Annotated in this window: 21 protein-coding genes; 2 read left to right on the forward strand and 19 right to left on the reverse strand. The window is 72.8% G+C overall.

All coding sequences use genetic code 11. The features are described 5' to 3' along the window. Positions 1-2: 2 nt before the first annotated feature. On the forward strand, positions 3-449 hold the full coding sequence (locus tag ACQUSM_RS03240; protein WP_435115675.1) for a low molecular weight phosphatase family protein: 447 nt from the start codon (positions 3-5) through the stop codon (positions 447-449). On the opposite strand, the gene ACQUSM_RS03245 is transcribed toward ACQUSM_RS03240, so the two are convergent. The 18 genes from ACQUSM_RS03245 to ACQUSM_RS03330 all read right to left on the reverse strand — a co-directional run bounded on the left by ACQUSM_RS03245 (position 446) and on the right by ACQUSM_RS03330 (position 17,539). After that, the gene (locus ACQUSM_RS03245; protein ID WP_435115677.1) at positions 446-1,858 is read right to left on the reverse strand and encodes a sodium-dependent transporter; all 1,413 of its coding nucleotides are present in this window, start codon (positions 1,856-1,858) and stop codon (positions 446-448) included. The two genes, ACQUSM_RS03240 and ACQUSM_RS03245, sit on opposite strands and share 4 nt — an antisense overlap. 400 nt (positions 1,859-2,258) lie before the next feature. Further along, positions 2,259-3,284 carry a threonine-phosphate decarboxylase CobD gene (gene cobD / locus ACQUSM_RS03250; RefSeq protein WP_435115680.1) on the reverse strand — a complete coding sequence of 342 codons (1,026 nt, stop codon included), beginning with the start codon at positions 3,282-3,284 and terminating at the stop codon, positions 2,259-2,261. Next, a complete protein-coding gene (locus tag ACQUSM_RS03255) occupies positions 3,281-3,877 on the reverse strand; it encodes an NTP transferase domain-containing protein (protein WP_435115682.1) in 597 nt (198 codons plus the stop codon). Before ACQUSM_RS03255 ends, cobD begins: the two co-directional genes overlap by 4 nt. Next, the gene (cobS, locus tag ACQUSM_RS03260; protein ID WP_435115684.1) at positions 3,874-4,650 is read right to left on the reverse strand and encodes an adenosylcobinamide-GDP ribazoletransferase; all 777 of its coding nucleotides are present in this window, start codon (positions 4,648-4,650) and stop codon (positions 3,874-3,876) included. Before cobS ends, ACQUSM_RS03255 begins: the two co-directional genes overlap by 4 nt. After that, positions 4,641-5,594: an adenosylcobinamide-phosphate synthase CbiB gene (gene cbiB, locus ACQUSM_RS03265; protein WP_435115686.1), complete on the reverse strand. Its 954-nt coding sequence runs from the start codon at positions 5,592-5,594 to the stop codon at positions 4,641-4,643. The genes cobS and cbiB overlap by 10 nt, the downstream gene beginning before the upstream one ends. Then, positions 5,591-7,147 carry a cobyric acid synthase gene (locus ACQUSM_RS03270; RefSeq protein ID WP_435115688.1) on the reverse strand — a complete coding sequence of 519 codons (1,557 nt, stop codon included), beginning with the start codon at positions 7,145-7,147 and terminating at the stop codon, positions 5,591-5,593. Before ACQUSM_RS03270 ends, cbiB begins: the two co-directional genes overlap by 4 nt. Next, on the reverse strand, positions 7,147-7,803 hold the full coding sequence (locus ACQUSM_RS03275; protein WP_435115690.1) for a cob(I)yrinic acid a,c-diamide adenosyltransferase: 657 nt from the start codon (positions 7,801-7,803) through the stop codon (positions 7,147-7,149). Before ACQUSM_RS03275 ends, ACQUSM_RS03270 begins: the two co-directional genes overlap by 1 nt. Positions 7,804-7,841: 38 nt before the next feature. Continuing rightward, the gene (locus tag ACQUSM_RS03280) at positions 7,842-8,573 is read right to left on the reverse strand and encodes an adenosylcobinamide amidohydrolase (RefSeq protein ID WP_435115692.1); all 732 of its coding nucleotides are present in this window, start codon (positions 8,571-8,573) and stop codon (positions 7,842-7,844) included. After that, positions 8,563-9,561, reverse strand: a complete 999-nt coding sequence (locus tag ACQUSM_RS03285) for a nicotinate-nucleotide--dimethylbenzimidazole phosphoribosyltransferase (protein ID WP_435115694.1) — start codon at positions 9,559-9,561, stop codon at positions 8,563-8,565. Before ACQUSM_RS03285 ends, ACQUSM_RS03280 begins: the two co-directional genes overlap by 11 nt. Before the next feature lie 162 nt (positions 9,562-9,723). Then, on the reverse strand, positions 9,724-9,939 hold the full coding sequence (locus ACQUSM_RS03290; RefSeq protein ID WP_435115696.1) for a PLDc N-terminal domain-containing protein: 216 nt from the start codon (positions 9,937-9,939) through the stop codon (positions 9,724-9,726). 64 nt (positions 9,940-10,003) lie between these two features. Beyond that, a complete protein-coding gene (locus tag ACQUSM_RS03295; RefSeq protein WP_435115698.1) occupies positions 10,004-11,605 on the reverse strand; it encodes a PH domain-containing protein in 1,602 nt (533 codons plus the stop codon). Then, positions 11,602-12,249: a PH domain-containing protein gene (locus tag ACQUSM_RS03300; protein WP_435115700.1), complete on the reverse strand. Its 648-nt coding sequence runs from the start codon at positions 12,247-12,249 to the stop codon at positions 11,602-11,604. The genes ACQUSM_RS03295 and ACQUSM_RS03300 overlap by 4 nt, the downstream gene beginning before the upstream one ends. A 97-nt stretch (positions 12,250-12,346) precedes the next feature. Next, a complete protein-coding gene (locus ACQUSM_RS03305) occupies positions 12,347-13,630 on the reverse strand; it encodes a hypothetical protein (RefSeq protein ID WP_435115702.1) in 1,284 nt (427 codons plus the stop codon). Then, positions 13,627-14,259, reverse strand: a complete 633-nt coding sequence (locus ACQUSM_RS03310; protein ID WP_435115704.1) for a hypothetical protein — start codon at positions 14,257-14,259, stop codon at positions 13,627-13,629. Before ACQUSM_RS03310 ends, ACQUSM_RS03305 begins: the two co-directional genes overlap by 4 nt. A gap of 54 nt (positions 14,260-14,313) precedes the next feature. Then, on the reverse strand, positions 14,314-15,594 hold the full coding sequence (locus ACQUSM_RS03315) for an MFS transporter (protein WP_435115706.1): 1,281 nt from the start codon (positions 15,592-15,594) through the stop codon (positions 14,314-14,316). Between the two features lie 309 nt (positions 15,595-15,903). Then, the gene (locus tag ACQUSM_RS03320) at positions 15,904-16,854 is read right to left on the reverse strand and encodes a M48 family metallopeptidase (RefSeq protein ID WP_435115708.1); all 951 of its coding nucleotides are present in this window, start codon (positions 16,852-16,854) and stop codon (positions 15,904-15,906) included. Between the two features lie 62 nt (positions 16,855-16,916). Beyond that, positions 16,917-17,240: a rhodanese-like domain-containing protein gene (locus ACQUSM_RS03325; protein WP_435115710.1), complete on the reverse strand. Its 324-nt coding sequence runs from the start codon at positions 17,238-17,240 to the stop codon at positions 16,917-16,919. Then, positions 17,240-17,539: a sulfurtransferase TusA family protein gene (locus ACQUSM_RS03330; RefSeq protein WP_435115712.1), complete on the reverse strand. Its 300-nt coding sequence runs from the start codon at positions 17,537-17,539 to the stop codon at positions 17,240-17,242. Before ACQUSM_RS03330 ends, ACQUSM_RS03325 begins: the two co-directional genes overlap by 1 nt. A gap of 176 nt (positions 17,540-17,715) precedes the next feature. Between ACQUSM_RS03330 and ACQUSM_RS03335 the strand changes: the two genes are divergently transcribed. Further along, positions 17,716-18,735, forward strand: a complete 1,020-nt coding sequence (locus tag ACQUSM_RS03335; protein ID WP_435115714.1) for a PLP-dependent cysteine synthase family protein — start codon at positions 17,716-17,718, stop codon at positions 18,733-18,735. 21 nt (positions 18,736-18,756) lie between these two features. Here the strand turns inward: ACQUSM_RS03335 and ACQUSM_RS03340 are convergent, their stop codons facing one another. After that, entirely contained in the window at positions 18,757-19,017 is a 261-nt protein-coding gene (locus ACQUSM_RS03340) for a MoaD/ThiS family protein (protein WP_435115716.1), read from the reverse strand. Between the last annotated feature and the right edge of the window lie 9 nt (positions 19,018-19,026).

Below are 19,026 nucleotides of genomic sequence, written 5' to 3' on the forward strand. Positions count from 1 at the left end.
TCGTGGCCGACCCCACCGACGCCCGGGACGCCGACACGACGACGGTCGCGTTCGTCTGCGTCCAGAACGCCGGGCGCTCGCAGATGGCGTACGCGTTCGCCCGGCGCGAACTGGCGCGCCGCGGCCTCGACGACCGAATCGACCTGCTGACCGGCGGAATGCGGCCCGCCGAGCACGTCCACCCCGAAGTCGTCGACGCGATGGCGGCGGTCGGGATCGACGTTTCCGACCGGACTCCCCGCGATGTCACCGCCGACGAGCTTCGAGCGAGCGACTACGTGATCACGATGGGCTGTTCGGCGGCGGACGTCTGCCCCGCCGGCTGGGGCGGCGAGAGCCGCGACTGGGGGCTCGACGACCCGGACGGACGCTCACCGGCCGCGGTGGCGGCGATACGCGACGAGATCGAGCGCCGCGTCGCCGCGCTGTTCGACGAGCTCGCCGACTAGCTCGGCCGGACGCCCTCGCCGGACACGACGGCGACAACCGCTCGACAGGCGACCGTCACGCCGATCGCGACGAGCGCCCGGCCGCCGAGGCCGAGCGTGACGCCGACCAGCGGCGCGACGCTGCTCGTCAGCGAGAAGAGGACCACCGTGGGCAGCACCCAGCCGACGACCGCGATCCAGGGGTCGGAGAACGACGCGAAGCGACCCGCCCCGATCCGGAACTCGGCGACCGAGTCGGTCGGGAGCAGCCAGCCGGCGACCACGAGGAAGCCGAGCAGCCCGACCGACAGCAGCAGGTCCGCGAGCGTGCCCGAGGCGAACTGGAACGCGCCGCTCGACAGCGCCAGCCCGCCGCCCGTCGCGCCGAGCAGCAGCGACACGAGCAGCGTCGCGCGGCGCCGTGGCACGTCGAACGTGTCGACCAGCGTCGCGACCGGCACTTCGAGCAGGCTGATCCCGCTGGTCACCGCCGCCAACAGCACCGTCCCGAAGAAGGCCGTCGCGACGACGGGGCCGCCCGGCAGCGACCCGAACGCGCCGGCCAGCGCGACGAACAGCGCGCCCGGGCCGCCGCCGCCGGGGTCGACGCCCTGTGAGAACAGCAGCGGGATCACGACCAGCCCCGCGAGCACGCCGACGAGCGTGTTCGACACCGCGATCACGAGCGTGTCCTGCGGCAGCGACGTGTCGTCGTCGATGTAGGAGGCGTAGGTGAGCATCGTCCCGGCGCCCAGCGAGAGCGTGAACAGCGCCTGCCCGGCCGCGGGGCCGAGCACCGACGGGAGGTTCGCCACGAGGTAGCCGGCGTCGAAGCGCAGGTAGTACTCGTACCCTGCCGCGGTGCCGGGCTGGGTGGCCGTCCACGCCGCCAGCCCGACCAGCAGCACCGCGATCGCGGGCAGCATCACCTTCGAGACGCGCTCGATGCCGCGGCCCACGCCGAAGAACACGATCCCGGCCACGATCGCGAGGAAGGCGAGGTGGAACCCCACCGACGCCGGCCCGAACCCCATCGCGCCGAAGTACTGCTGTGGCTGTGCGAAGTACGCCCCCGTCGGCGACGCCAGCGTGTACCGGAGGATCCACCCGCCGACGACCGAGTAGAACGAGAGGATCACCAGCGTCGTGACGACGTTGAACGTCCCGAGCGCAGTCCCCCACTTGGAGTCGATCAGCGAGCGGAACGCCCCGATCGGCGTCTGTCGCCCCCGGCGACCGAGGACGAACTCCGCGAGCAGCCCCGGGACGCCGACGCCGACGACGACGAGCAGATACACTACCAGAAAGGCGCTCCCGCCGTTCTCGGCCGTCAACCACGGGAACCGCCAAACGTTGCCCAGCCCCGCGGCGCTCCCCACCGACGCGAGGACGAACCCGAGGCTCGATACCCACGTGTCACGTGTGCCCATTCGTGACCAGGGTTGAACAACGAATACCGAAAGCGATGTCGGTTCTGGCACGCTCAGGCCCGCAGACAGCCGTCAACGGTCGAACACGATACTGGAGAAAGCACGCCCCACTCCCCGCCGCCGCGGTTTCGCTCCTCGAGACGGGCTCGTTGGTGCTCCGTGTTCGAACTGCCCCGTTGTGCCTCGGCGGCCATGCTGTCGAAGATGTAAGCAACCCCATCCATCGTTGGTAATTACCCACACAGCAGGCTGCCAGCTTGAGCGGTTCCCCGGCCCGACCCACTGGCTCCCCCACGAGCGGCCCGATCGCGTGACCGACGCCCTGCTCGCTCACCTCGAACCCTGAAACCGTCCCGAGGCGTCGTCGCGACGCCTCGCACGCGACCCGAGAGCGTCCGAGCTACGACTCCGGCTCCGGCGCCAGCCCGAGCGCCCACAGCAGCCGATCGTTCGCTGCTCGGTCCTTCACCGCGACGCGGACGTGGCTGTCCAGCCCGCGGAAGCTCCGGGCGTCCCGGAGCACGACCCCGCGCTCGCGAGCTTGCGCGAGCAGCGCGTCGACGCCCACCTCGCCCGCGTCGAACAGCAGGAACGGCGCGACCGACTCCCGAACGTCGAACCGTTCGGCGATCGCCGCCCGCAGTCGCTCGCGCTCGTCGGCGACGCGCTCGCGCGTTGCCGCGACGAACGCCTCGTCGGCGAGGCAGTGCGCCCCGACCGCGGCCGCCGGCGTCGACAGCGCCCACGGCCGCCGCGCGGTCCGGATGTCGGCCAGCCGGTCGCCGGTCGCGACGGCGAACCCCGCCCGGATCCCCGGGAGCCCGTACATTTTCGTCAGCGAGCGCGCGACGACGACCCCGGGCTCGCCGGCCAGCGAGTCGAGGTCGGTGTAGTCGAGGAACGCCTCGTCGACGAGCAGTTCGGTGCCGGCGTCGCGACACCGGTCCGCGAACGCCCGGAGCCGCGCCGGCGGGACCGCCTCACCGGTGGGGTTGTTGGGCTGGCAGACCACGGCCATCTCGTACGCCGAGGGGTCCTCGTCGACGATCGCCGACGGGGAGACAAAGTCCGCGTTCCCACCCTGCAGCGTCACTTCCCGGGCGTACTCCGCAAAGGAGGGCGCCGGGAGCAACACGTCGTCGCCGGGCTCGACCCGGGTCGCGATCGCGAGCCGGATCGCCGCCAGCCCGCCCGGCGTCGGGACGACCTGCTCGGGCCGGCAGCCGACCGCCGACGCGGCCGCCTCCCGGAACGCCGGGTAGCCGTCGTCCGGATAGCGCCGCGACTCCCCGAAGGCGGCCTCGTACGCCGAACGCGTCCCCTCGGGGCTCCGGGGGTTGATGTTGGCGCTGAAGTCGAGCAGTTCCGGGTCGTCGCTGCCGCCGTGGACCGCCCGTTCGGCCTCGCGCACGTCGTCGGGGTTCATCGATCCCCTCCGTCCAGCAACGCCTCGGCAGCCGTGAGGTCGCGCTCGTAGTTGACGTTCACCGCGAGCCGGGCGTCCCAACTGCGCCGCTCGATCGACTGCTCGCCGTCGCCGACGACGTTCAGCCCGGTCGGGAGCCAGCCGTCGTCGGCCGACTCGTCGGCGCTGACGCCGAGCCGGCGCTTGAGCCGCGCGGGAGTGAGCACGCTCACGGACGCCGTTCCGTCGCCGGCGGTATCGGTCTGCCGGCTCGCCCGAACGGCGCGGTCGACGTGCTCACCCGCGAGCAGCGGGAGATCCGCGGCGACGGTGACGGCGGGCGTCCCGGCGGCGTCCAGCGCGACGCCGAGATCCGCGACGTACCCTTCGCCCGGTGTCTCGATCACGTCGATCCCCTCGGCCGATCGAGCCCAGTCGGCCGTCTCGGGCGCGTTCGGGGAGACCGCGGCGTGAACGGTTTCCACAGAGTCGGCTGCCCGGAGCCCCTCGTGGACGCGCTCGACCATCGGTACGCCGCCGACCCGGCGGAGCGGCTTCTCGTGGTCGCCGTCGAGGCGGCTGCCGTGCCCGCCACAGAGCACGATCGCGTTCACGGCAGCCCACCTCCGACGAGGAGTGCGCCGGCGACCAGCCCCGCCAGCCGGGCGGCCACGTCGACGGCGCCGAACACGTCGCCGTTGACGCCGTCGAGTAGTCCGTTGGCCCAGCGGGCGAGCAGCCAGCTGCCGCCGAGCGCGGCCGCACACGTGAGCGTCGCGCCCGGCAGCGCCGCCGGGACGAGGAACCACACCCCACCCGCAGCCGCCACCAGCACCAGCGCGACCGGGAGGAGGTCACGCGGCCCGTTCGGCTCGGTGAACTGCGCGCCGAGCCCCTCGTGGCGCGCCGTCGCGAGGCAGGCCAGCGCCGCCATCGCCGCTTTCGCTCCGACCTCCGCACCGACGATCACCGCGGCGACGAGCGGGCGAGAACCGCCGGCGAGCGAGGCGACCGCCAGCGCGGTGCCCAGCGTCGCGAGCAGCAGCGCGACGACGGCGCCGACGCCGACCTCGCTGTCTTTCAGGACGGCGACGCGCGCCTCGGCGTCGCCGTGGACGACCGCCGCGTCGCCGAGGTCGGCGACGCCGTCGAGGTGGGTGATCCCCGACAGCCCGACCCAGAGGCCGAGGTAGCCGACGGCAGCGAGCAGCGGCAGTGACCGCCCGCCCAGCGCGACCACGGGAGCCGCGAGGAGCAGTCCCGTTCCGACGCCGACCACCGGGAACGCCCACGGCGATTCCGTGACTGCCCGCCAGTCCGTCGCGTCGCCGCCGACGGGGAGCCGGGTCAGGAAGCCGACCGCCCCCCGGAGCGCGCTCAGAGCCACGCGCCACCTCCCAGCCGACCGGCGAGGAGGCCACACCAGCCGGCCGCCAGCAGGAACGCCAGTCCGCCGGCCCGGTCGACGAGGGCGACGCCGTCGGTCGCCGTTTCCGTATCCGGGAGCGAGCGGTCGGGGAAGAGATCGTACCCCCCGGGCTTGTGGAGTCGGCAGTCGAGCGCCGCCGCGGCGGCCGCCATCGGCCAGCCGGAGTTCGGCGACGGCGGCGACCGAGCGTCGCGTCTCGCGGCGAGGAGCGCCCCCGGCCGACCCGCGGCGACCGCGAGCAGCGCCGCCGAGAGCCGCGCCGGGACGAACATCACGGCGTCGTCGAGCCGTGCGGGCGCCCAGCCCGTCGGCTCGTCGCGGTAGCCGAGCATCGAGTCCATCGTGTTGACGCCCTTGACCCACGCCGCCAGCGCGGCGGCCGCCGGCAGCGAGACGGCGGCGCCGACGGCGAACGCCAGCAGCGGCGCGACCAGCCCGTCGGCGAGGTTCTCGGCGGCGCTCTCGACGGCCGCGCTGCGGGCCTCGCCGGCGTCGAGCGCGCTCGGGTCCCGGCCCACCAGCGCGGGCAGGCGCTCGCGGGCCGCCGCGAGGTCGTCGTCGCTCGCGTCGACGACGGCGACCGCCTCCTCGCGGAGCATCCGGCGGCTGAGGCTGACGAACAGCGTTGCCGCGGCGACTAGCGCGGCCGCCGCCGGGTGGAGTAGCCAACCGAGCGTGACCGCGGCGCCGACCATTCCCGCAGCACCCAGCGGCAGCGCGATCACCGCGAGCAGTCCGACGAGCCGGGGCCGGCGCCACGCCCGATCGACCGCGCCGACCGCGCGGCCGAACCACGCGACGGGGTGGAGGCGCGTCGGCGGTTCGCCCACGAGCGCGTCCGCGACGCCCGCGGCCACGACCGCGACGGCGGCGAAGAGACCTGCCGGTACGAGCAGACTCATTCCGGAACCACCTCACAGCCGGGCAGGTCGAGCGGCGAGAGATCGAGGTTGTCGGCGACCAGCGCCGCCGCGGCCTCGTAGGGGTCGTGTTCCCCGGCGGCGTCGCTCGGGCGTTCGACCCCGGCCGCCGCGAACGTCCGGGCGACGAACGCCTCGCGGGCAACGCGGTTCTCGAACAGCCCGTGGAGGTACGTACCGAGCACGCCGTCGACGGCGACGCTCTCGGGCCCGAGCGGGCGGATGACGGACGCAGGATCGACGCCGTCGGCGAGTCGGCTATCGCCCATGTGGATCTCGTAGCCGGCGACCGTGCCCGCCGCGCCCGCGAGCGGGTGGTCGGCGGCTTCCGCCGTCGAGAGTTCGCGCTCGACGGCTTCGACGCGTTTCGCTTCCGAGAAGGTGGTCCGGACGGGCAGCAGCCCCACCCCCTCGACGGCCTCGGCGTCGCCGGTCCCCTCCACGTCGGCGCCGAGGAGGCGCTGCCCGAGCAGCTGGTAGCCGCCGCAGAGCCCGACGACTGGGCCGTCGAACGCCGCCAGCGCGTCGGGCAGCCCCGCCTCGCGGCAGGCCAGCAGATCGTCGACGGTGTTCTTCGTTCCGGGGAGCACGACCGCGTCGGCGTCGTCGAGGCCTGCTTCGAGCGGGACCCACGCGACCCTGACGCCCGGCACGCGCGCCAGCGGCTCCACGTCCGTCGCGTTCGACACCCGGGGGAGCCGGGGGACCGCGACGGTGACCGATCGCTCCGGGGCCACGCCGTCGTCGGCACCGAGCACGCGGCGCTCGTCGGCGTCCGGGAGCGCGACGCTGTCCTCCTCGGGCAGCCCCGGATCGTCGTAGGGGAGCACGCCGAGCACGGGAACGCCCGTTCGATCCTCCAGCCAGTCGATCCCGTCCGCGAGCAGGTCGGGGTCGCCGCGGAACTTCGTGACGACGACCCCGGCGACGCGCTCGCGGAGGTCGTCGGGGAGGAGGTCGAGCGTGCCGACGACGCTCGCGAACATCCCGCCGCGCTCGACGTCGGCGACGAGCACGATCTCGGCGTCCGCGAAGCGGGCGGTCTCGACGTTCGCGAGGTCGCGGTGGGCGAGGTTCGGCTCGGCCGCCGCGCCGGCGCCCTCCGCGACGATCAGGTCGTGCTCGGCCGCGAGGCGTCGGTGGGCGTCAACGGCGGCCGCCCGGGCCGCCGCCCAGTGCTCGTCGTAGTACTCGCCGACGGCGTAGTGGTCGACCGCCTCGCCGTCGAGGACGAGCTGGCTCTCGCCGGCGCCGCGGGGTTTGAGCAGCACGGGGTTGCAGTCGGTCGTCGCCGGCGTCCGGGCCGCGCGGGCCTGCACGTACTGCGAGACGCCGATCTCGCCCCAGCCCTCGCCGGTCGCCGACGGCACCGCACGGGCGTTGTTGCTCATGTTCTGGGCCTTGTAGGGGGCGACGGAGAGCCCGCGATCGGCGAGCTGCCGGCAGAGCCCCGCCGCGACCGTCGACTTCCCGACGTGGCTCGCGGTTCCGGCGACCAGCAGCGTCGGCGCTGCGGGGTCGTCGCGTTCGCCCATCAGTACTCGGTCCCCCGCCGGGCGCGCTGGCCGGCGTCGATCGGGTGTTTCTCCTTCGACACGCGGCTCACGAGGTCGGCGGCGTCCGCGAGATACGTCGGCTCGTCATGGCCGCCGGTCAGTACCAGTTCGAGGTCCTCGGGGCTGCGCTCGACGAGGTCGACCACGTCCTCGGGGTCGACCAGCCCGCGGTTGGCAGCATAGAGCACCTCGTCGAGAAGCAGCATGTGGACGCCGTCTTCCGGGTCGCCGTCGAGGGGGAGCGGCTCGTCGAGTGCAGCGTCGGCCGCGGCGTCGACGAGCTCTCCCGCCCGGGCGAGCGCGGCGCGGGCCCGGGCGGCGTGCTCCTCGTCCTCGCTCCCGTCGTGGAACCCGTGCCAACCGAACTCCCCGGTAGTCTCGTAGCTGAACCCCGGCATCGCCGCGATCGCGTTGTACTCGCCGCGAACGGGGTCGACGCTCGCGGCGCCGCCCTTCATGAACTGCAGCAGGTGGACCCGGTAGCCGTGGCCCGCGGCCCGGAACCCCATCCCCAGCGCCGCGGTCGTCTTCCCCTTCCCGTCGCCCCACCACACCTGCGTGAGCCCGAACTCCTCGGGCGCGGCGGGCTCGATCGGCTCGGCGTCGGGCGTCGATCCGGGGCGGTCGTCGTGCATGCTCGTGGGTTGGGCGGGCGGGCGCTAAGCGTTGTGGCTCACGGGTCGAACGTGGTCGCGCGCCGAGTCGTGGCCGTGCCGTGCTCGGCGTCGTCGACGGAGGCCGGGAGCGACTGCTCGGCGTACCGCGATCGCAGGCTCCCCCGCAGCGCCTCCCGGACGCAGGCACGGGCCGCGTCCCCTACGTCGGTCCCGCTGCCCGCGAACGCCGCCGGCTCGCCCGCCGGGAGCGTCCCGACGACCGCGGCGTCGGTCGTCGTGCCCGGAAAGCCCGTCTCGGCGAGCAGCGTCGCCGCCTTGGCCTCGACGACGACGCCGTAGAGGCTCGCGAGCGTGCCGTCGTCGAGCGCCCGAGTCGTTCCGACGAGGAGGTTCACCGTCCCGGCCGGCCTGTCGTCTTCGTCGTCGGATTCGACCGTCTCCTCGCTCTCTCCTGTCCGATCGTCTCTCCCGTCCGGCGCCATCGGGAGCGCCGCGGGGTTGGAGATCCCCGCCGTGGCGTACGCGACGACCGAGCCGGCCCGGGCGCCACAGAGGTGCTGCATCTCGACGCCGGTGAACAGCGTCGGACCGGGCGTTCCGAACCCCGCACGGTCCCGGCGTTCGGCGGCGTATGCGTCGAGGTCGGTCCGGTCCCAGCCCGTCGGCACGGAGACGTTGTACGCCGCGTCCGCGTCGCGGAACCCTCCGTCCGGGTCGCTCGACAGCCAGCGCGCGCCCGCAGCCTCGACCCGGAGGACGCCCTCGCGGACGGTCGACTCAAACGCCATCGTCCCCCACGAGCGCGCCGTAGCGGTCGAACAGCCGTTCCTTGACCGCGTGCATCTGGACTCCCGCCGATTCCGCGAGGTAGAGCGCGCCGCCCATCCCGACTCCCTCCTTCGCGACGCCGTCGAGGTAGTGGTCCGTCGCGACGTGCTCGCCGGGCTCGAACTCGGGGTCGGTCACGTGGAGCGACACGTCGAGCGCGTCGGCGGCCGCGCGGATCGCGACGCCGTCGTCGGCGGCGACGAAGGAGGTGGTTGCGATCTCGAACGGCTCGCTCACGCCGGCGTGGCGGGCGAGCGCGGCGACGGCGAGCATCTGGCTCCCGCCGGCCAGCGTCACCGACGCGCCGCGCTCGAGCCCGCCCTCCAGCAGGCCGAGGCTGGCCGCGAGCGTCGGGTCGCCCGCCCGCCGGATCGCCTCGGTCGGCTGCCCGTCGAGATCGCCCGCGGCGAGGTCGCTGGCGGCGAGCGCGTCCGAAACGACCTCGCGTTTGAGATCGAGGGGGTTCGCGGGCAGCGACGAGGAGACGCCGTAAGACTCCCCCAGCGCCCGGAGGACGCCCATCGCGGTCGTCGTCCCGCCGGGGATCGTCTCCCCGATCACGAGCTCGTCGTCGGGGTGGGCAGCGGCGAACGCCCGCGCCGACTCCCGGATCGCGCCGGCGTCGGCGACCGGCTCGGTGGTCCGGATATCGCCGCCGGGTTCGTCGCCGAACGCGACCGTCGGCGCGGCCGTCTCACCGGCCATCCCCGCGTCGGCGACGACGAGATCGAACTCGACGAGATCACGAACCGCCCGGGTCACGAGCCCGGGCGTCGGGCAGCCCGCGGGGCTCACGGGGACGATCGGCGCGAACACCGGCCGGCCGTACTCGACGATCTCGGCGTCGGCCGCCGGGGTGTGTGCCATCGACGCCGGCGTCTCGCCGGCCGCGCTGATGCCGTCGATCGCCGCGGTCTCGGTCGTGCCGGCGACGAGCACGAACGTCACGGTCGTCCCTCCGCGGGGACCGATTCCGGAGTGTGCATAGCGTGTCGGTCGGGTCGGGCGTACCTGAAAAGCACGGTTCCCGCGAGCCCGATCGCCGACCGCTTCGTTCGATCCGGGACGGCGAGCGCCGACCGTTGCGCGAACGGGTCGCCGGCGCGGCCCTCAGACCCTGTCGCGGCCGAGGATCAGGTAGAGGACCAGCCCCAGCAGCGGCGCCAGGAACACGACGATCGCCCAGAGGAACGCCGGGTGGCTGCTGTTCTTCTGGGCGTCGCTGTACGTCCACACGATCATCGCGAGCGTGACGAGGAGGACCAGCAGTCCGAACAGGAGGGCGATCCCGCCGGCGGCCGACTGGAGGAGGAGGCTGGAGACCATACCGCCACGCTCGGCGGAGTTTCTGAAGTAGTTTGTGGCGGGTCGGTCGGACTCGGACGGCGAATCAGCCGGAGTCGTTGGATGAGACGGACGACTCCGTCGCAGTCGGCTGCTCCGACGCTTCCCGTCGCCGGCGACGGAGCGACTCGTACAGCGCGTCCGCGACGTGTTCGCGGAGTCGCTCGGTCGTCTCGCTGCTCACGTCGACGGCCGCGGCGTCGTCGCCGACGAGACTCCGAGTGCCCGCGGTGTCGATGGTCACGGTCCCGAGACGGCGGCGGCGCTGGAACACCGTCTCGGAGCTCAGCACCGTCTGCACCCGGTAGTACGGGACGACTTTCAGCCGGCGCACCCAGAACCCGTTCCGGGTGACGACGTGGTTCTCGCCGGCGTAGTAGCCCCGAGACCGCCACTTCAGGTGGGCGGCGACCGGGACGAGCAGCAACAGACCCAGCGGCGCCCACCAGAAGAACGACGCCGCGAGGACGCTCTCGATCAGGTAGAGCAGCCCGGTCAGCAGGAGCACCACGCCCGCGTAGCGCGCCGCGTAGCGCTCGCGGGCCCGCTTGGGCGGGCGCTCGAACGACAGTTCGCCGGCCGGCTCGATCGAGTTCGCGAGCTCGAACACCCGCGACCGCCGCGCGATCGGGACCGCCGACTGGGAGGTGTCCTGCCCGCCCTCACCGCCGCTCCCGCCGGCGGTCTCGATCTCCAGCGAAGCGTAGCCCAGCGCCCGCGCGAGCACGTTCTCCTCGATCGTGAGCGACTGGACCTTGTCCAGCGGGATCGTCCCGCTGTACCGCTGGAGCAGCCCCCGCTCGTAGCGGAGCTCCTCGTCGCCCCGGCGGAGCGTGAACCCGTAGTACAGCGTCGCGTTGATGACGCCGTAAACGAGCCCCAACGCGAGGATCCCCGCGAGCGTCGCCAGCGGGCCGATCAGCCCGCTCAGCCCGGATTCGATGCCGAAGAACCACTCGGCACCGACGATCGACCCGATCGCGGGCATGAACACGGAGCCGACGACGAACAGGATCGACAGCAGTTGGGCGTCGGCCGACACCAGCGCGAGCACGCCCAGTTCGCGGTCGGCGATCTCGAACACCGTCTCGAACCGGTCGATCTCCTCGTCGGCCGCGTCGGCGTCTCCCCCGCGGCTCAGCCGGCTGATCTCCGTCTGGAGCCGTCCCGCGCGCTCCTCGCCGACGAACTGCAGGTGGGCCTCGCTCCCGCTCGCGCCGGCGGTTTCGAGGCGGAGCTCGGCGATCCCCAGCACGCGCTGGATCACGTTCTGACTGATGTCGACGTTCTGGATCCGCCCCAGCGGGATCTCCCGCTCGCGTCTCGCGAACACGCCCGAGCGAATGTCGAACGTATCGGCGGTGAGCTCGTACTCGAAGCGCCGGTAGTAGGCGATCCCGTAGACCACGACGCCGACCGCGAGCACCGCGGCGAGCGCGAACGCGAGGGCGACGCCGAGGGTGCCCGCGACCGCGCCGAACGCCGGCGGGCCGATGAACAGCACGGCGATCGCGAGGCCGAGGCCGTTCTCGACGATCCGGTAGGGGATCGACAGCGGGTGGAGGCGGAACACGCGCCCGGTGAGGGGGGCCTCGCCCGTCGTCTCGCCGTCCGTCGTTTCTCCGTCCGTCGGCTCCCCGTCGGTCATACCGCGTCTTCCTCCTCGGACTCGGTCGTGAGCCGTTCGAGGCGCTCCTGCAGCGTCGACGCGCGGTCGGGCGTCAGTCCGGGGATCGTCACGTCCGCGCCGCGGGAGCCGGCGGTGTACACCACCAGCGTCGACAGCCCGAGCACGCGTTCGAGCGGGCTCCGCGTCGTGTCGATGTGCTGGACGCGGACGTAGGGAACGACCGTCCGGACGCGGGTGAACACGCCGCGGCTCAGGAACAGCGAGTCCGCGCGGACGACGTACTCCCACGAGCGGTACAGCAGGACGGCTCGGACGACGCCGAACAGCGCGAACAGCGCGAAGGCGGCGACGCCGATCCGGGCGGCTGGCTCGACCCCCGCCGCGAGCAGTTCGGTCCGCGTGCCGACGACGTAGGCGATCGCGCCGAGCACGGCGCCGGCGACGAGCGCGCCGATCGTCGAGCCGACGATCCACTGCAGGCGGACCGTCGACGCCAGTTCCCGGGGGACGCCGACGACCGACTCGTCGAGCCCCGCCTCGGCGGCGACGCCGGGCTGGTCGTCTTCGGCCGAGTCGGGCGTGGGGCCGTCGGGGGGCGACGACTCCGCCGTGTTCGCCGACGGGGAGTCCTCGGCGGTGCCGTCGTCGGGAGAATCGCTCATGCCGGGGTAGTGGCACAACGGCGGCTTAACCGTACCGCCGTCGCGTGACCGCTCGGCGCCGTCGTGATCGAGTGAATCACCACTCGGAACAGTCCTTTCAGTCGGTCACTGCGTCGCCGACGCGCTCGACGACCGTCGGCGCGGTGGCCGCGAGTCGGTTCGCGACGGCGTACTCCGCGTAGAGGGAGCGCTCCGGTTCGGTGACGCCGCCCGCCCGTGCGTTCTCGTCGGCCAGCCGTACGGGGCTGCGGACGGCTCGGGCGAGCCGGCGCGCGAGCAGCGCGGGCGTGGTGTCGAGGAGCGCCCGGAGCCCCTCCACCGCGGCAGCCCGTTCGGCGGCGATCGGCTCGATCGACGCCGGAGTCTCGTACTCGCCGTCGGTGATAGCCGCCGTCGCGTCCGCGAACGCGCGGTCGGCCGCGAGCGACCGCGTCGCAGCGACGATCGCGCCGGCGAAGCTGCCGGCGTCGCGCTGGGCGACGGCGTACTGTGCGCTGCTCCACCGCATCGAGGCGAGCTCTTCGAGGAGTTTCTCGGCAGCGGTGCCCGCGAGGTCACGCTCGATATCGCTCCCCAGCGCGTCCCAGTCGGGCGTCGCGGTGTGCGGCTCAACGTCGTCGACGAGCGTGTCGGCCACGCTCGCGAACCGCTCCCCGTGATCGTGGGGGTCGTCGAGCGTCGACACGTACCGCTCGTGGAGCCGGCGGGCGTCCGCGGCGTAGGCTCGCCCCCACTCGACACCCTGTGCGCGCTCGGCGACGTGGAGCACGGTGTTCTCGTACTCGTCGCGTTCAGGCTGTTCCGTGAGCCGGACACCCGTCCGCGCCCAGTCGGTGATCGTGGCGTGTTCGGCGAGCGCCGCGACGGGCTCGTTCGCCGGCCCCGCGTACCGGTAGTCGTCGAGGAACGCCGTCGCGTCGCGGTGGTGGCGTTCGCGGCGCCTTTCCACGTCGCCCGCGGTGCGTTCGCCGTCGAACGCGGCGAGCCCCGCGTGGACGAACATCGCTTCCGAGCGCGGGTGCGTGAGCCCGGCGAGCGCGTCGGCCGGCGTCTCCCCGTCCCGGTCCTGTGAGAGCGCTCCCCGTGCGGTGTCGCGTTCGCGGGCGAGCTCGTGCCGGACGGCGGCGTTTGGGACTGCCGAGACGTCCGCACCGTCGAGCAGCGACCGGACGCGCTCGCGGGCGGCCGCGAGGTGTTCCTCGCTCGGTTGGACGGGGATCGTGGCGGGGACCTGCGGGAGCGTGCCCGGGAGCGCCCGGATCGCGGACTGGTCGTACTCGACGCTCGCCTCGGACGAGTTCAGACCGCTACAGCCGGCGAGTCCGGAAGCGAGCGCGGTCCCGACGGCCGCGAGCGCCGCGCGACGGGTGAGCCGGCTCACGCCGAATCACTCCCGTTGTACCGGTCGGGGATCGGACCACAGCTTCCGCCGCTGCCCGCGGAGAGCCCGTCGTACTCCTCGCCGGGGAACGGGAGTCGGACGAGCGCGGCGGTGCGGTCGAACGCCCCGCGTTCGCAGGCGGTGTGGGCGTCGCGGATCACCCGGCAGAACTGGAGGTTCGGGTCGCCGTCGCCGCTTCTCGTGACGTAGTTCAGTTTCAGCCGGTAGCACTCGCCGACGCGGGTCTGGAAGACGAACACCGACTCGCTGTCGTACGCCGTCTCCGCGAGGAGCCGGCGGGCGGCGGCGACGTTCGTCGCGTCCTCGGCGAACTCGAACGCTTCGGCGTCGCTCTCGCTCTCGACGGTGTGGAGGCTGAGTGGCTCGGCCGTCGACGTGCCGTCGGTGCTCCCGCCCCCGGTGTCGTCCCGGGGTGCGACGATCGGCGGCTGATCGCCGGGCGCCCGCGTCGTCGCAGTCACGTGATCGGTGACGATCGTGCCGTCCTCGGGGGGTGACCGGTGGCTGTCGGAGGCGCTACAGCCGGCCAGCGCCGCGGCGACGCCGACCACGCCCGTGAGGAAGCTACGTCTCGCCGTCTCGGAGGCTGTCGTTTCGCTGGGGACCATCCCGGGTCGACGGTGTGGGCAGACCGCCAAGAAGGCGGTGGTCGGCGCGACCCGCTACTGCTCGTTCGACACTGCCACGTCGAAGTCGGCGGGCTGTGCGCTCGCGACGGTCGGGAGCCCGCGCAGTCGCGGGCGGACGAGCACGTACACGGCCGTGAACCCGAACCCGGCCGCCGCCAGCGCCATCGCCGTTCCGTGGCCGATCGCGTCGCCGAGCGCGCCGCCGAGCAGCGACCCCAGTGGCAGCGTCGCGCCGGAGGCGGTCCCCTTGATCGCGGACACCCGGCCCAGTCGGTCGGGCGGGAACAGGCGTTGGTTCAGCGTCGACGTGAGGACGCCGCTCGCGCCGGCCGGGATCCACGCGAGGGCGAACAGCCCGACCGTGAGCGCGGGCGACGGGACGAGCACGGAGGCGAGCCACGCGCAGGCGCCCAGCCCGTTGCCGACGATCAGGAACCGACCGTAGCGGACGCGCTCGAACCGCGGTCCCGCGACCGAGCCGAGCAGCCGGCCCGTCCCGAGCGCGCCGAGCAGCAGGCCGTACACGGCGGGCCCGCCGACGGCGTCGCCGAACGCCGGCAGCACCGCGAGGGTGACGCCCGTCGCGAAGTTCGCGACCGCGGTCGTGAGCACGAGTTCGACGAACGCCGTCCCGCGGAGCACGTCGACGCCCTCGCGCATGTCGTCGGCGTAGGAGCGCAGCGCCGCGGCGACCGACTCCTCAGCGTCGTCGGGCGCGATCTCCGGAATCCCGATCCGGGCGAACAGCCACGCCGCGAGTGCGAACGTGGCGGCGTCGCCGACGAACAGCGCCGTCGGGCCGACCAGCGCGATCAGCCCGCCGCCGGCGGCGTCGAACAGCATGTCCAGCCCGAGCGTCACCGTCGCGAGCGCGGCGTTGGCCTGCGGGAGCCGGTCGTCCGCGACGATCCGGGGGACCAGCGTCGCCTCGATCGGGCCCATCACCAGCGTCGCGAGCATCAGGATCGGCACGACCCCGAGCAGGAGGTCGACGCCGAGCCGGCCCGCGACCGCCGCCAACGGGAAGACGAGGACGACGACCCCCTGCACGATCTGGGAGCCGACGAGCAGCGGTTTCACCGGGAAGCGGTCGACGATCGGCCCCGCCACGGCCTGCAGCAGCCACGGCAACAGGAGGACGGCGTTCGCGACGCCGACCAGCGTCGTCGAACCGCTGAGTTCGAACACGAGCCACAGCACCGCGACGGTGTAGAGGCTGTCTCCCGCGTTCGTGACGAACTGGCCGGCGACGAACCGCCGGAAGTCGCGGTTGGCTCGGAGCGGGTGATCCTCCCCGACGTTCGGGAGGATCATCGGCGACCACCCCCGTCGGGGCCACGGGGAGCGTCCGGTTCGCGTCCCGGCGGACGCGAGCGATGCGACTGACGGTCTGCGAGCGATTCGGCGTCGTGTGAGCCCGGGCTGTGTGCCGCGGGCTCGGTGGCGTTCGGCATCTGGCGTGTTCGATCGAAAGAGTGCGGCTACCGCGCCGGTAGCGGAGCGAACCCGAGTGCTGCAGCTATCGGGCCCGCCGCGCGGCCGGCGGCGCGGTCGGATCGAACACCGGACGAACCGAGAGCCGGCGGAACATCGACGCCTCTGTCGGGGGGTCGGCGAGGTGCCTCAAAGATGTAGCGGTTCGGACGGGTCGCCCCCGCCGTCGGCTTTCTCGATCAGCCGGTCGATCCGTTCCTCCGTCGAGGGGTGGGTCGAGAGCATCCGGCTCCGCCCGTCCTCGTCGGTGCCGACGTTAAGCAACGAGAGCAGCCCCCACCGGGGCTCGGCGTAGCGCTCGATCTTCCGGAGCGCCCGAGCCAGCGCGAGCGGGTTGCCCGTCGTCACCACCGCGCGGTCGTCGGCGGCGTACTCCCGCCGGCGCGACCGGGCGAGCAGCACCAGCGTGACGGCGGAGAACACGGTCAGGACGCCCTGCTCGATCCGGTAGCGGAGCCGGCCGAACGCCGTCGACGGCCACGAGCGCGGGCGTCCGGCGAGCCACGCGGCGGCCTGTGCGAACCCCGTGACCGCCAGCAGGAACGGGAACAGCGCGAGGAAGATCACCCCCGTCAGGGTCCGGAGCGCGCTGTAGGCCAGCGTCTGGACGAGCGCGTCGTAGCTCTCCAGGTGGGCGAGTTCGTGGGCGAGGATCCCCTCCAGTTCGTCGGCGTCGAGGATGCGGAGCAGCCCCCGGTCGAGTACGAGCGTCCCGCCGCGGGCGCCCCCGAGCGCGAACGCGTTGGGCGTCGGGAGGTCGGCGACGAGCACCCGCGGCCGGTCGATGCCGTACTCCGCAGCGAGCTCGTCCAGCCGGCGGTAGAGTCCCGGCGCGCGGTCGCGGGGCAGTTCGACGGCGTCGAGGCTGCCAAGCAGCCGCGCGGTGCCGACGCGGTAGCTGAGGTAGCCGCTCAGCAGCGTCAGCCCGCCGACGATCGCGGCGATCGTCGCCGGGTCGGGGCGGGTCGCCCAGAGGGCGGCCAGCAGCCGGTAGCCGGCCGTGGCGACGAGCAGGTAGCACACGAGCAGCGACAGCCCCACGGCGGCCATGAGCGCTCGCGGGAGGGTACTGCGACCCATCTATCGGTGTCCACGGCTACGGGCGGGCGGCAGAAACGTGTTACTGCCGGTGGTCGATACCGTCAGTTCTCGCCGGTTTCGAGCTCGTACTCCCAGTCCTGATAGCCGCCGGCCATGCTCCGGACCTCGTCGTCGGCCTCGACGCCCTCGAAGGAGTCGATCAGCCGGGCGGCCTGCACCGACGACTGCCCGATCGGGCAGGCGACGATCACGTCGTCGCCCCACTCCACGTCGTCGACGCGGGACGGGAGCTCCGACATCGGGATGTTGATCGCACCCGGGATGTGCCCTTCCTCGAACGCCGCGGGCGGCCGGATGTCGATCACCTGCACGCCGTCCTCGTCGAGCTTCTCGTTGACCTCCTCGGGGGTGATTTCGTCGACCATTACGCTTTCCGGAGGAAGATGCGGTACAGTCCGTCGCCGCTGCGCCAGACCTGCGCCTCCGTCTGATCCTCGACGGATTTGGGGACGTTCTCGGTGCTCGGGACGTGATCGGTCTCCTGCACGAGGAGCTCGCCCTCGTCGAGGCTCTGGATCGCCTTCTTGGCCTCGATCTGGGGGTACGGACACACCTCGCCTGTCATGTCCTGTACCGTCGCCGCCTCCGACAGGAGCGATTCCGCGGTCTCGTCGTCGAGCTCCTCGGGGGAGTCGACGACGTCCTCCCAGTCTGCGTGACTCATAGTCGAATTCACGACACAGCGGGATATACGGGTTTCGCCGCCCGCAGTCCTCTCCCCTACCTCGGACGGCCCCGACCCGGAAGCCGTCGTGGGGAGCGGGCGACGGCTCGCTTGCCGCCATCGGCCCCGCTACCGCTTGCGTCAGAGCCTTCACCGCCCCGCCGCCTACCCCCGGTATGTCCGAGACCACCGTCGACGAGTCCACCATCGGCGGGACGCCGCTGGTGGAGCTCGCCGTCGACGTGCCCGCGACCGTCTACGGCAAAGCGGAGTGGTTCAACCTCTACGCCGCCGACTACGGCGGCGGATCGGTGAAGTCCCGCATCGCCCGGGAGATGCTCGACGGCGCGGAGGAACGCGGCGAACTCGACGGCGACCGCGTCGTGATCGAACCCTCCAGCGGCAACACCGGCAGCGAACTCGCCCGGGTCGCGACCGCCCGGGGGTACGACGTGGAGATCGTCGTCCCGAACAACGCCAGCGGCGGGAAAGTCGACGCGATCCGGGACGCCGGCGCGGAGATCCACTTCGTCGACGCCGATCTGGGGTACGACGCGGTGATCGAGCGCTGCGAGGAACTGATCGACGAGCACCCCGAGCGCTACTACCGGCCGAACCAGTACGAGAACCCCGACAACCCCGGCGCGCACGAACGGACGACCGCCCCCGAGATCTACGAGGCGACCGACGGCGACGTGACCCACTTCGTCGCCGGCGCCGGGACCGGCGGCACGATCACCGGGACCGGTCGCGGGCTCCACGACCGCGGCGACGTGACGGTGGTCGGCTTCGAGCCCGCGAACCCGCTGCACGCGATTGACGGGCTGAAGTACCTGCGCTCGGGCGACCACTACCACCCCGAGACGTACGACGAGTCGGTGCTCGACGAGAAGCTGTACGTCGACACCGAGGCGGCCTACGAGCGCGCCCGCGAGCTTCGGGACCGGTTCCAGGACCGCGAAATTCCGATCCGAGATACGGGCCAGCACGACGAGGAAACCGTCCGCGAGCATCTCCGGGTCGACGGGCAGTTCGTCGTGGGCACCTCCAGCGGCGCCGGGGTGCAGGCGGTCCACGAACTCCACGAGGAGGACGGGCTCACCGGCGACGACGTGGTGGTGATCCCGCTCTGTGACCGCGGCGACAAGTACGCCGATATCCCGCTCTGGGAGGCGTACCTGAACGGGGACAGCTAACCAGAAAGCGAAGTTTTCGCTCTACCGACCGCCGCTCGCCGCGGGGATCACGCGCACGCGGCTGTCGTCATCGACGGCGGTGTCCAGCCCGTCGACCTCGCTCCCGTCGACGTAGACGTTGATGAACTCCTTGATCGAGCCGTCCTCGATCACGCTGTCCCGGAGCTCCGACCCGTGTTCGTCGGCGTGGTTCTCGAACAGTTCGGCGACGGTGTCGCCCGCGACTTCGACCGTCTCCGTGCCGCCGGAGCCCAGCACTGCAGGAACTTTGATTTCGGCCATACGGTCGGT

It is taken from the genome of Halolamina sp. C58 (assembly GCF_051195095.1).
Taxonomy (GTDB): domain Archaea; phylum Halobacteriota; class Halobacteria; order Halobacteriales; family Haloferacaceae; genus Halolamina.